The sequence below is a fragment of the Halococcus sp. PRR34 genome (assembly GCF_028617175.1).
GTDB classification, from domain to species: domain Archaea; phylum Halobacteriota; class Halobacteria; order Halobacteriales; family Halococcaceae; genus Halococcus; species Halococcus salifodinae.
On sequence record NZ_JAQJDA010000006.1, the window covers coordinates 117,243 to 130,221 of the forward strand.

Annotated in this window: 11 protein-coding genes and 1 tRNA gene; 7 read left to right on the top strand and 5 right to left on the bottom strand. The window is 64.6% G+C overall.

The genetic code is table 11. The features are described 5' to 3' along the window. Positions 1–328 precede the first annotated feature (328 nt). Entirely contained in the window at positions 329–1,108 is a 780-nt protein-coding gene (locus tag PHA81_RS09705; RefSeq protein ID WP_005040287.1) for a sugar phosphate isomerase/epimerase family protein, read from the bottom strand. Between the two features lie 56 nt (positions 1,109–1,164). Continuing rightward, on the bottom strand, positions 1,165–2,427 hold the full coding sequence (locus tag PHA81_RS09710) for a tRNA(Ile)(2)-agmatinylcytidine synthase (protein ID WP_273836622.1): 1,263 nt from the start codon (positions 2,425–2,427) through the stop codon (positions 1,165–1,167). 145 nt (positions 2,428–2,572) lie between these two features. Here PHA81_RS09710 and PHA81_RS09715 point away from each other — a divergent pair, with 145 nt between their 5' ends. From PHA81_RS09715 to PHA81_RS09740, 6 genes are all read left to right on the top strand, one after another. After that, positions 2,573–3,529 carry a transcriptional regulator gene (locus PHA81_RS09715; protein WP_005040290.1) on the top strand — a complete coding sequence of 319 codons (957 nt, stop codon included), beginning with the start codon at positions 2,573–2,575 and terminating at the stop codon, positions 3,527–3,529. Between the two features lie 503 nt (positions 3,530–4,032). Beyond that, positions 4,033–4,950: an ABC transporter ATP-binding protein gene (locus PHA81_RS09720; protein ID WP_273836623.1), complete on the top strand. Its 918-nt coding sequence runs from the start codon at positions 4,033–4,035 to the stop codon at positions 4,948–4,950. A gap of 28 nt (positions 4,951–4,978) precedes the next feature. Next, complete coding sequence (gene sufB / locus PHA81_RS09725; RefSeq protein ID WP_005044239.1) at positions 4,979–6,412, top strand: Fe-S cluster assembly protein SufB; 1,434 nt, start codon at positions 4,979–4,981, stop codon at positions 6,410–6,412. A 21-nt stretch (positions 6,413–6,433) separates the two neighbouring features. Continuing rightward, positions 6,434–7,645 (top strand): Fe-S cluster assembly protein SufD, encoded by a 1,212-nt coding sequence (sufD, locus tag PHA81_RS09730; RefSeq protein ID WP_005044238.1) that lies wholly within the window; start codon positions 6,434–6,436, stop codon positions 7,643–7,645. Between the two features lie 85 nt (positions 7,646–7,730). Continuing rightward, complete coding sequence (locus PHA81_RS09735; RefSeq protein WP_005044236.1) at positions 7,731–8,213, top strand: hypothetical protein; 483 nt, start codon at positions 7,731–7,733, stop codon at positions 8,211–8,213. A gap of 114 nt (positions 8,214–8,327) precedes the next feature. Then, the gene (locus PHA81_RS09740) at positions 8,328–8,759 is read left to right on the top strand and encodes a metal-dependent transcriptional regulator (protein WP_005044233.1); all 432 of its coding nucleotides are present in this window, start codon (positions 8,328–8,330) and stop codon (positions 8,757–8,759) included. Positions 8,760–8,787: 28 nt separating this feature from the next. On the opposite strand, the gene PHA81_RS09745 is transcribed toward PHA81_RS09740, so the two are convergent. Further along, a complete protein-coding gene (locus tag PHA81_RS09745) occupies positions 8,788–9,180 on the bottom strand; it encodes a hypothetical protein (RefSeq protein WP_273836624.1) in 393 nt (130 codons plus the stop codon). 205 nt (positions 9,181–9,385) lie between these two features. Between PHA81_RS09745 and PHA81_RS09750 the strand changes: the two genes are divergently transcribed. Beyond that, positions 9,386–9,458 (top strand) — tRNA-Gln (locus PHA81_RS09750). 347 nt (positions 9,459–9,805) lie between these two features. Here the strand turns inward: PHA81_RS09750 and PHA81_RS09755 are convergent. Further along, positions 9,806–10,378, bottom strand: coding sequence for a plastocyanin/azurin family copper-binding protein (locus PHA81_RS09755; protein ID WP_273836625.1), 573 nt, complete (start codon positions 10,376–10,378; stop codon positions 9,806–9,808). A 645-nt stretch (positions 10,379–11,023) separates the two neighbouring features. Further along, positions 11,024–12,922, bottom strand: a complete 1,899-nt coding sequence (locus PHA81_RS09760; protein ID WP_273836626.1) for a PINc/VapC family ATPase — start codon at positions 12,920–12,922, stop codon at positions 11,024–11,026. Between the last annotated feature and the right edge of the window lie 57 nt (positions 12,923–12,979).

Here is a 12,979-nt window from a genome sequence, read left to right on the forward strand (position 1 = left end):
GGTCCGAACGGCGCTATCTGCTCTGATCGCCGGTTTCGTTCCTTGGGACGCGAGCTTCGTCTTTCCCGGAGTGGTATGCTTGTGGAGCCCGAATTAACCCCGACACCAGCCAGAAGAGCAGATAACCGATGCCTGCGAGATACACCAACAAGAGTAGATTTCGAACCAATGCCGGCAGCCAGTTGGTGGGGACGAGTAGAGACAGCAAAAGCAGTAGTCCCAGTGTTCGTCTCAGCGACAGCGCGCGTCCCATGTGGAGTAGTGACGACCGTTCTCAAAAAGGGTGATCCTGTGCGGACCCAGAGAGCGGCTGTTGTTTGGAGACGGCTCACAGCAGCTCGTCGAGCCGATCGACGCTGGTTTCGATATAGCCCCAGTCGTTGGTGAACACTTCGAGCGAGAGCGTGCCGGTCCAGCCGTTCCGGAGTGGCTCGAACACCCGGTCGAAATCGATGGTGCCCGCGCCGAACGGGAGATGTTCGTCCTTCGGCATGCGAGTGTCGTTCAGATGGAGGTGGCCAACCCGATCGCCGTGTTCGTCGAGAAAGTCGGCCATTGCCGTTGCGTCCATTCCGTTCATCCGCGCGTGGCCGGTGTCGAGGGTCATGCTCGCGTCGGTTGCCTCGAACAGTCGCGGGAACCGCTCGGCGGGAAAGAACTCGCCGGCGACGTTCTCGACGCAGAGTTCGAAGTCGCGGTCGCGACCGAACGTGTCGAGGTCGTGGATCGACGAAAGGAGGTTTTCGTGGAGGAGGTCGTGCTCCCACGCCGGCGGCCACGCGTCGGTGCTCGCGTGAACGACACCTTTCTCCGCCCCGCATTCGATGGCGGTCTCGATCGCCGCGAGGAGTTCGCGGAGCGCGCCCTCGCGGACGTGCTGAAACGGCGAGGCGATGTCGAGCCGGAAGGGGAGATGTACCGCGAGATCGAGCCCCCGTTCGTCCGCGAGCGCGCGCACTCGATCGGCCTCGTCGGCGAGCGCACTGCGCTCGTGCGCACCGTCCATCATCAGTTCCACATAGTCGAGCCCGAGCGCGTCGGCATGCTCGAACGCTTTTTCATACTCCATCCCGAGCTGAGTGACGAACCCCCGGCGGATCGCGTTCATACCGCGCCTACGTGACGCTCCTTCTTAACCACTCCCGGGGACGAGGGTTCCCTCTGTCACCGCTCGGGATGGATCGGTGCGTCGAACCCACCCCTGACGAGGGGTTTGGCGATGTGGCGGCGCGCACACGGCGGCACCTCGTACCAGCCGAGTTCGAGATCGCGCTCGATCGTGCGCTCGATCTTTCCATCCTGACTGGTCCCGCAGTCCCGACACCGATACCCCTGGTCGCGGCCAGCACTCTTCATCGACCGCTCGCAGTCCGGACACGACGGTACCGCGGGTTCGGTCGTCACGAGATCACGGACGGCGAACTTCTCGAGTTTCAGGGTTCCGTCCGAGACCTCGCCACAGACGGTGAGGCGATCCCCGACCCGGAGCGCGCGCACGCGATCCCGGAACCGTTTCGTCGGTTCGAACGCGGCACACGCGAGCGACGCGTCACCGTCTTCGAGACCGACGAAGACGTGTCCGCCCCGCCGAGTCTCGGGCGGCGTCGCGACCGTTACCGAAACCCGATAGGCCCGCCCGTCGCGGAGTTCGCCCACGCTTCCCTCGCGGAGGTGGGCGTCGGTCCCCTGATTCGTGACGAATACACCTGTTCGCTCGATCGGTTCGCTCTCGATCCGGTCGGCGACGCCGCGCACGACCTCGGGATCGTCGCCTCGGATACCGTAGAGAATCGGTCCGGGAGCGTGGGGCACGCACACCGAACTCCCCTCGTCGCGGTCGACGGTGTCCCACGCCGCTGGATACCCCCAGTCGGCGGCCGCAACCACCGACTCGTGATCGACCTCGCGCGGCGTGCCTCGCCGGTGGGCCTCGCGGTACGCGATGTGCTCGTGGGTCCACTCGTCGAACGCCGCCCACGACCCAACCGCGGCGAGCGCGCCGATCAGCCCTCTCGCTTCCTTCCAGTCGGCGTGGCGATACCCGGCAGTCTCGATCAGCCGGCGCGCCTCGTCGATCGTGAGGCGCTCGCGGACGGCCCGACGGGCGAACTCGACGACCTTCTCCGACACCGCTCCGTCGGGCGCGACCACGACACCCGGATTCGTTCGGGGGCCGTCGGTTGCCGCCAGCGTCTCGACCGCCTCACGAGCGATGGCGAGCCCACGCTCGGCGTCGAGGTCGGTATGAATCGCGAGCGCCGCGTTGCCCCGCGTCTTGTGCTCGATCGCGGGGTTCAGTCGGACGAGTACCTGGCGCTCGACGGCACCATCCTCCCCGCGGACGCGTGCCGCCACTCGCGCGGCGAGATACGTCGTACACATCCCCCGCTCGCGCGAGTCGGTGTCGTCGATACCGATGACGGTCACATCCTTCCCACGACCCCGGCGGACAACCGCGTTCCGGCTCGGATCTCGTATATAAATCTACCGACGAGCGTGGCAGTAATCGCCGGAAGAGAGGGATATAGCGACGGCACAACCACTATATACGTGGCGATACTTACGTACGCCCATGTCACGGTCCGCACTGGTCGGCAACGTGACCGCGATGCTGGAGGACGCGGGGTTCCTCGTCAGCGACCGGTGTGCGGTCCGCCCGAAGAGCTTCGATGTCGCCGCGCGTCGCGGCGACGAGCTCCTCCTCGTGAAGATCCTCGGCAACATCGACGCGTTCGACGGCACCACCGGGGTCGAGATGCGCCGACTCGGCGGATTCCTCGACGCGACGCCCATGGTCATCGGGCTGCGGACGCGCGACGAGGAGCTGAAACCGGGCGTGATGTACCTCCGCCACGGCGTGCCCGTTCTCAGCCCCGACACCGCGCTCGATCTGTTCGTCGAGGAGGTGCCGCCGATGATCTACGCCGCGCCCGGCGGGCTCTACGTGAACATCGACGGTGAGGTGCTCGCCGACGAACGCGAGGATCGCGACTGGAGTCTCGGCCGGCTCGCCGACGAGCTCGGCGTCTCGCGGCGCACGGTCTCGAAGTACGAGGACGGGATGAACGCCTCGGTCGAGGTCGCCGCGCGGATGGAAGACCTCCTCGATGCGCCGCTCGCGAACCCGGTCGACGTGCTCGACGGCGCGGACGAGATCACAGAGGAGGACTCGACCGATGCGACCGACGCTCCCGACACCGACGACGAGGGCCTCGTCGCGGTGCTGACGCGAGTCGGCTTCGACGTCCATCCGACGACTCGCGCGCCGTTCAAGGCCGTCAGTGAGGACGACGGCGGGGCCGAGAACGTGCTCACCGGCCATTCCGCCTTCACGCGGACCGCCGAGAAGCGCGCCCGGATCATGAGTTCGCTCGGCACCGTGACCCGCACGCGATCGGTGTACGTGGTCGACGACGCCTCGCGCGACGCCGTCGACGACACCGCGCTGATCGAGCGCGAGGAGATCGCGGCGATCGACGATCCCGACGCGCTCCGCGACCTGATCCGCGAGCGTGCGAAGTCCGCCTAGAACCCACCTTTTTACTTCAGGGTGGTTCGAAAATCGCTACGCGATTTTCGTCAGTGCAAGACATCGAAGATTTCTTGCTTGCAATCAGAACGCTTCGCGTTCTGATGACATCACGAGACGGCGAAGCCGTCTCGAACGAGTTCGCGCGCCTCCGGCGCGCTCAACCCCTTGCAAAAAGGTTCATCAAAAACACCCGCTCACTCGGCCTGTGGCCTCGTTCGCGGTACAGTTGCTGACACTCTCCGCCCCGCAACCGCTCCACACAGCACCGCCGAAGCCCTCGTTCGTTTCACTCACTCGCCCTTCATCCACCAGGACCGCACCGAACCACACCGCCGACCGCACCACCCCGCTCCGCGGGCGGCCGCTCACCATCGATTCTGCAACGCGATACTCGCTCGTGAGTTCCGTTCGCGGCAAACAAATTTTCCCCCATCGAAAATCGTTACCGGTGAATGGAAACCATTATCAGGTCGACGGGCCAACAGACGGACGATAGGACAATGGCACGCTTAGAGCTACGGGACCTCCACGCACAGGTCGCGGAGGGCGGCGAGAAGATCCTCGACGGGGTCAATCTCGAAGTTCGATCGGGCGAGATCCACGCACTGATGGGACCGAACGGGTCAGGGAAGTCGACGACCGCGAAGGTCATCGCCGGCCACCCTGCCTACGAAGTCACCGACGGCGAAGTGCTCGTCCATCTCGACGAAGACGAGTTCGAGGACATCGAGATCCCCGAGGACATGCGGACGGTGAACCTCCTCGATCTCGAACCCAACGAGCGCGCGGCGCTCGGCGTCTTCCTCGGCTTCCAGTACCCCGCCGAGATCGAGGGCGTCACGATGGTGAACTTCCTTCGGACTGCCCTGAACGCCAAGCTCGAAGAGCGCGAGGAGCTCTTCGAGGACGATGAGGGCGAGGAAGCAGAGGCCGACGCGGACGACGAGGACACGGGCTACGACACCTCGCCGATGGAAGGCGATGTCGAGGAGGGCGACGTCGGCGTCGCGGAGTTCCAGGAGATCATGGCCGAGAAGATGGAACAGCTCGACATGGACTCCCAGTTCGCCCAGCGCTACCTCAACGCGGGCTTCTCGGGCGGCGAGAAAAAGCAGAACGAGGTGCTCCAGGCCGCAATCTTGGAGCCGTCGATCGCGGTGCTCGACGAGATCGACTCCGGGCTCGACATCGACCGGCTCCAGGACGTCTCGAACGGGATCAACGCGCTCCGCGACGAGCAGGGCGCGGGCATCCTCCAGATCACCCACTACCAGCGGATCCTCGACTACGTCGAGCCAGATCACGTCCACGTGATGCTCGACGGCAAGATCGCCAAAAGCGGCGACGCGGATCTGGCCCACAAGCTCGAGGACGAGGGGTACGACTGGGTCCGCGAGGAAGCCTACGAGACAGCCTGATAAGGCTTCGACCACTACAACACACACCATGAGTTCCGACCAAGACCACCTGCGCGAGACCGACTCGGAAGCGCGCTTCGAGTTCAAAAAAGAGGAGAGTTCGGCGTTCCGCGCCGAAAAGGGCGATCTCGACGAGGAGACGATCCGCCTGATCTCCGAAGACAAGGACGAGCCCGAGTGGATGCTGGAGCGCCGCCTGCGCGCGCTCCAGCAGTTCCACGCGATGCCGATGCCGACCGACTGGCCGGGCCAGCCCGACCTCTCGGAGGTCGACATCGGCGAGATCGTCCCGTACATCCGTCCCGACATCGACGCCCGCGGCGGTGTCGACGACTGGACCGACCTCCCCGACGAGATCCAGGACACCTTCGACAAGCTCGGCATCCCCGAAGCCGAGAAGAACGCGCTCTCGGGCGTCGGCGCACAGTACGAGTCCGAGATCGTCTACCAGAACATGCAGGAGCGCTGGGAGGAGAAGGGCGTCGTCTTCTGTGACATGGACAAGGCAGTCCAAGAGCACGAGGAGATCGTCAAAGAGCACTTCATGACGAACTGCGTGCCCGCCAGCGACAACAAGTTCGCGGCGCTCCACGGCGCGATCTGGTCGGGCGGCTCGTTCGTCTACGTCCCCGAGGACGTCACGGTCGAGATGCCGATCCAGGCGTACTTCCGGATGAATTCGGAGGGGATGGGCCAGTTCGAGCACACCCTCATCATCGCCGAGGAGAACTCGGAAGTCCACTACATCGAGGGCTGTTCGGCTCCGCAGTACAGCGAGTTCAACCTCCATTCGGGCGGCGTTGAGGTGTTCGTCGGCGAGAACGCCCACGTCCAGTATTCGACCGTGCAGAACTGGTCGAAGAACACCTACAACCTCAACACCAAGCGCGCGATCTGCGAGCGCGAGGGCACGATGGAGTGGATCTCGGGCTCGATGGGCTCGAAGGCCACGATGCTCTACCCCTCGACCATTCTCAAGGGCCGCGGCGCGACGGACAACCACATCACGATCGCCTTTGCGGGCGAGGGCCAGAACATCGACACCGGCGCGAAGGTCTACCACAACGCGCCCGACACCAAGTCCACGATCGAATCCAAGAGTATCAGCAAGGACGGCGGCCGCACGAACTACCGTGGCCTCGTCCACATCTCCGACGGCGCAGAGAACTCCTCCACGAGCGTGGAGTGCGACGCGCTGATGTTCGACAACGAGAGCACGTCGGACACGATGCCGTACATGGAGATCGAGGAGTCGAAGGTCGACGTCGCCCACGAGGCTACTGTGGGGAAGATCGGCGACGAGGACGTGTTCTACCTCCAGTCCCGAGGATTGGACGACGACGACGCAAAGCAGATGATCGTTGCCGGGTTCATCGAGCCGATCACCGAAGAACTACCCATCGAGTACGCGGTCGAGCTCAACCGGCTGATCGAACTCGAAATGGAAGGGAGCCTCGGGTAAGCTCCCCATCGGATTATCGCAATGAGTACACAGGTACACGCAAACCTCACGGAGGAGCAGGTCAGGCAGATTTCCGAGGGACTCGACGAACCCGAGTGGCTGCTGGAGACACGTCTCGACGCGCTCGACACGCTCGAAGAGCTGGAAATGCCCGACGTCATCCGGACGCCGGGACGCAACTGGACCAACCTCTACGATCTCGACTTCGAGGGGTTCGTCGATCCCCTCACTGCGGCCGAGGAGAAGGACCAGGTCGGGCCCAGCGAGGTCGAGGTCATGTCGATCGCCGAAGCGCTCGACGAGCGCGAGGAGCTCGTTCGGGAGCATTTCGGCTCGGTCGTCGATCCCGAAGACAACTACCTCACCGCGCTCTCGACCGCACTCTTCAGCACTGGAACCGTGGTCTACGTCCCCGAAGGCGTCGATGCCGAGGACGTCACCGTTCGCACGCGGATGAACTCCCAGTCGCTGTTCAACTACACGCTCGTCGTCACCGAGCAATCGAGTTCGGTGACCATTCTGGAGCGTCAGACGACGGGCGAGGACGTCGACGGCGAGCGATACTACTCCGGGATCGTCGAGATCGACGCCGGCGAGAACTCGAACGTTCAGTACGGCTCGCTCCAGAACGTCGACGAGGAGACGTACACCTACACCCTCAAGCGCGGTCACGCCGACAGCCACGCCACGATCAACTGGATCGAAGGGAACGTCGGCTCGCGACTCACCAAGTCCTCGGTCGAGACCCGACTTCTGGGCGAGGGCTCGGAGTCCCAGATCGTTGGCGCGTTCTTCGGTCACAACGACCAGCACTTCGACGTCGCCGCGCGGGTCTGGCACGAGGCCGAACACACGACCGCCGACCTCGTGACCCGTGGCGTGCTCGACGACGACGCCCGATCGGTGTACGAGGGCGTTCAGGACGTCGGATCGAACGCGTGGGATACGTCTTCGTACCAGCGCGAGAACACCCTGATGCTGAGCGACGAGAGCGAGGCCGACGCCTCACCGAAGCTCATCATCAACAACCACGACACCGAGGCGAGCCACTCCGCCACCGTGGGACAGGTCGACCAGCAGGACCTGTTCTACATGACCTCGCGCGGGGTGTCGCCACGCATGGCACGGAACATGCTCGTCGAGGGCTTCTTCGTGCCGGTGCTCGAAGAGATCGCCGTCGAGGAGTTCCGCGACGACCTCGATGACCTCGTGGCCGAGCGGCTGCGGGAGTAATCGCTTAAGTTCTTCCGTTCACGAACAACGGTATGGACGTCCACGAGGCATCGGTTTTCGAGCGCATCTTTTCCGGGTGGTCCCCGTGAGCGTGAGCCAGCCGGTGGCCTCGGACCACCAGCTCGCCCGTCTCCTCCAGATCGGGGTCGTGTTGGAGGAGGTCGTCGAAGCGCGCGCCCACCAGCATTACCAGTCGTTCGAGGCGGATCTCGACCCCGCAATCGAGGACTTACTGGAGCACGCCGCCGAGGAGTCGGCCGAGCACCGCGACCGTCTCTCGGGGCTGATCGACGAACTCGACGCCGAGCAGATCCCGTTCGAGCAGATCGAACCACTCGTCGCCGACCACTACGAGCGCGATCGGGACACCGACGGCGTGCTCTACGATCAGCTTTGCAACGAGGAAACCGCCTACAAGTTCTACGACGATCTCATCGCCGCGATCGAGTCCAGTACTGTGGAGTTCGGCATCGAGCGCGAACGACTCGTCGGGACGCTGTCGGCGATTCGCGAGGAGGAAGCAGAGGGAGCGGAGGAGGTCACGAAACTCATGGAGGAACGCGAATGAACACCGTCGAAGCGAAGCATCGACGAGCACACGCTCCGTGCCGGAGGTGGCTCGCGTGAACAGTGTCGAAGCGCCGCTTCGACTGGCTCACGGCGACCACAGGCGGTGGTCGCCATGAACACGGCCGAGCAGTACCTGAAAGCGATCTATCTCGTCCAGCAGGTCGAGAACGGCCCGGCGGCCACAGGCAGATTGGCCGACACGCTCGACGTGAGCCCCGCGAGCGCCAACGAGATGATCGGGAAGCTCGAATCTCGCGGGCTCGCCGACCACGAGAAGTACAAGGGCGTCACGCTGACCGACGAAGGGATCGAACGCGCGCGTGATTCCCTCCAGACGTACTGCATCATCGAGCGGTTCCTCGTAGAAGTGCTCGACGTCGAGGAGTTCCGCGCCGAGGCGAGCCAGCTCGAAAGCGTGATCGACGAAACGGTGGCCGAGCGCCTCGACACCATCATCGACCGCGAACCTCAGTGTCCCGACTGCTTCGCCCCCGACGAGGACGTCTGTGCGCTGCTCGACGCCGAGCCCGGCGCGGCGGACTAGTTTTTCGCAAACGCGCACAAAATCGAACTTACTGTCTGTCGGCCCACGTCTCCGGCGGTGGGACGATTCCTGACGCGGCGAGTACGAGGACGACGAAATAACAGCCGAGTGCCGCCGCACCTGCAATAACGAGCCAACCAGCGGAAACGACCACGGCAAACACGCCGAGACAGAGGGCGGTGCTGACGATCACGGCTCTGAGTGTTGGCCGGGCCCAGAGCCGACGGACGCGCTCGGGATCGCGACCGGCGAGCACCTCGAAGCCCACGGTCGATCCGGAACCGAACAGGATCGCCGATGACGAGACGTCGATCTCGCGGTTCCAGACGACCGCGATCGCAATGGCGAGAACGGCCCCGGCGAGCGCTCCGTCGGCCAGCCTCGTCGGCGGTTCACGGGATGTCGTCCGTTCGTCGGCCACGTCTGCCTGATCTCGGGTGATCCAGACAGAAAAAGACGAGTCTCGAAGCGTTCAAGTACGATCCAGAGGTACACCGAAGTGAAGTCCCGTGGTGTCTCGCCGAACGTAGTCGTTCGAAACGGCTTCGCCGTTTCGTGATGGCGAAAGACGCTTCGCGTCTTTCGAACCATGAGGCGAGGCTCACGGGACGACGAGTGAAACGAGGAGTCCCGTGGTGTAGTGGCCAATCATATGGGCCTTTGGAGCCCACGACGGCGGTTCGAATCCGCCCGGGACTATTCAAACTTCTTACACACTCCAGCCCGATGATAGCGGTGCGTCCGCGGAGGAGTGCCAGCGTGAACGACCGCGCACGGGCGTGGTCGGCCTACGAAAAGGAGGCACCACTATCAACACTCACGAGGCCGCCGCCGCGATCTCGACGTTGACCACCGTACACGGGACACAGCGGTTCTCGCCGACGTGTTCCGGCTGTCGAAATCGGGAATACAGCCCCATCGACTGGCGTTATCGGCCCAATCCTGTTCAATCGTGTGGTCGCGTGAACGCTTGCCGTGGCTCGGAATCCGTATGGCCGTATCGCTACCCGGTGACAACGGGAGCAGTTCGGACTCCGTCGCGCGAACTACTCTTCGGGCGCGTTGTCGTAGTCCCCGCCGTATTTCATGAAGACGTAGGCGAGGCCGAGCGTCGAGAGCATGAAACTCATCGTGGCGACACCGAGGGTCTTCGCGCTGTTCGGAACCGCGGGCCCCGAGGACTCTCCGCCCCCGCTACTCGCGCCGCCTTCCTGAACGACGATCGTCCCGACCATTCCGACGGCCTCGTGGGGTGCGCAGTGGTAGGCGAACTCGCCGGCTTCTTCGAAGGTGTGTTCGAAGGTGATATCACTGCCCTCCTCCGGGCTTCCGCTGTCGAACGCACCGTCGTCGGCGACGACGTTGTGTGCGCCACCCTCGCCGGTCCACTCCCAGACGACGGTGCCGCCGGGCGCGATGGTGGCTTCCTCGGGACCGAAGGAGGTCCCCGATCCCGTACCGACCTCCACCGTCGTCGTGCCGCCGCCACCGCCTCCGCTCGAACTGTTGCCTTCCTGTGCCGCCGCCGTACCGCTCGCGCCCGCGACGGCCGCCGCCCCCGCTGCCGTCCGGAGGAACCCCCGGCGGCTCACTGGTCCGTCGGCGTCGGTTTCGCTCATACCACTCCTATCGACTGGCGCGTACTGAACATTACGATGCGACCCCACCTTTTTGCTGCGGGGGATCGCGCTCGCTGCGCTCGCGCGACCCCCGCTTGCAAAAATGTGTCTTCGTGAGCGGAGCGAACGAAGGCTCGGAAGACGCTTCGCGTCTTCCGGTGGATCAAAAACCCCCGCTCGCTCCCTGCGGTCGCTCGCGGTACAACCCAGTTGCCCACCGCACCACGACCGCAAACCGCACAATACCCCCGAAGCCCTCGGTCACTCACTTCGTTCTCGTGAGTAGCGCGGGACCTTCGGTCCCGCGGACCATGCGAACGGGCGTTCACGAGAGCGAAGCTCTCGTGCAGCCCATCAGAACGGCAAAGCCGTTCTGAGGACGCTTCGCGCCCGTGAGCAGACGAAGCGAACGAGAGCTCGAAGTCGTTCGAAAGGCGCTTCGCGCCTTTCGTGATGACGAGGGAGCTTCGCTCCCTCGAACCACGCGCAGCGCGTGCTCCGGCGTTCGTGACCTCGCCCTTCATCCGCCAGGAGAGCAGGCTCTCCTGAGCCTCGACTCGCTCCGCTCGTCGAGACGCCAGGCCCGCACCACAGCCGCCGCTCCAGAGCGCAACCATCCCGAAAAAAGCGGTCGACTGTTGTCGTTTACGACGGTGCGACGGTGACCTGCCGGCCGCGGTCGATCGCGTTTTCGAGTTCCTCCGCGATCGCGCTGCCACGCGAGACCTGAACCTCGCCGCCCCGTGAGACGGTCGCGGTGAACAGGTACTCGCCGTCGGCCTGGATCTCGACCGTCTCGCCAGCGTAGCCGTCCATCGGGATCACGACGTGTCGCGAGGTGATCTCGGGCGTGACGATATCGCCCGCGCCGCTCGCTCCGCCACCGCCGCTCCCGCCGTGGCTGCCGCCACCACCACCACCGCTATTCGCGTTTCCCGATCGGCCACCCCGACCGTCCGGTCGCTCGTCGAACGTCCGCACGTCGATGCTGATCCCGAGTCGGTTCTCGATATCGGTGATCCGCCCGCCGCCCTTGCCGATCACCGTCGAGATGTCGGCCTCCTCGACGTAGACGACTGCGGTGTTCGCGCTTTTCAGGTCGACCTCGCAGTTGCCGTGTGCGACCGACCGGATCTCGCGCTCGATCTCCTGTTTCGCGATCCGATCCACGCCGCTGTCCTCCTCGTCGGCGTCGCCCACCGGAACGGTGACGACCTGGCGATTGAAACTGTAAATTTCGTACTCCGGTCGCTGGGTCTCGAAGTCCCGAACCTGGATCACCGGCCGCGCGAGGTCCTCCTCGGTGAGTCCCTCTGGGACCTTGACCTCGGTTCGAACGTCGTAGACCGTATCGATCTCGCCCGCCTCGACGTACACCACGGTATCGACGACCTGGGGGATCATCCCGAGCTCGACCCGGCCCACCAGCCGCCCGAGCGCGTCGATCGCTCGCGTGGCGTGGACCACGCCGATCATCCCGACGCCCGCGAGGCGCATATCCCCGAACACCGAGAAGTCCTCGGTCTTCCTGACCTCGTCGTAGATGGTGTAGTCCGGCCGCACCATCAACAGCGAGTCCGCGGTGTTCTCCATCCGGCCGTCGAGTTCGGTGTACTGGGTGATCTCGGGACCGACCTGGAGATCGCGGGGCTTCTCCATCGTTTTGACCGAGAACGCCGAATCGGCCAGAAAGCCCGCGACCGCACCAGCGAGCGTCGACTTCCCGGCCCCGGGAGCGCCCGCAATCAGGACGCCGCGCTGATGATCGAGCAGTCGCTCACGGAGGTCGTCGGCGTAGTCGTAGTCGTCGAGTTCGGTTTCGACGATCGGCCGCACGGCGGTGATCTCCAGCCCGTCGGCGAACGGTGGCTGGGCGATCGCGATCCGGTAGTTGCCGAACTGGACGATCGTCATCCCGTTCCGATCGAGTTCGGTGAACCCGTCGCTCGACGCCCGCGTGGCGGTCTCGATCTCCGCGATCCACTCCTGGAGATCGTCCTCCGTGAGCAGGTCGTCGCCGATCGTCTCGAAGCGCATCTCGCCGACCGCACCGCGCTTCGCCATCGGTGCGACCCCGGTCTTGAGGTGGACGCTCATCGTCTCGTCGTCGAAAAAGTCCTCGATCGCGAGGTGCTCGGGCGCGTCTCCCCGGATCTCGGGATCGACGTACTCGACGTCGAGTCCTTTCGCGCGGGCGACCTCACTCTGGACTTTGTCGCTCGTGAGTAGCGTGGCCTCCTCCTCCGCAGCGAGATCGCGGATCAACGCGTCGACGGCCCCCTCGTCGGAAGCGTGGCGCTCGCCGTCGCCCGGCCGCCGGCCGACGTACTCCACATCGATGGTCCCTTCGTCAGCGAGTTCGGCGAGGTGCTGGAGCTCTTCGAGCCCGTCCCAGCCCGACTCGCGGCCGTCGTTGGCCTGAGATTCGAGTTCCACGACGACCGCCTCGGGGATCGCAACGGTCTCCCCCTCGAACGAACCGCTCTCCACTCGTTCGGACACGCGTCCGTCGATAACCGCGCTCGTGTCCGGTACGACAGTCATGCGTGTCGTTCGGCCGGCAGGATCAAAAGGGTGTTCAAGCGCGGGCGGAAGGGCTTA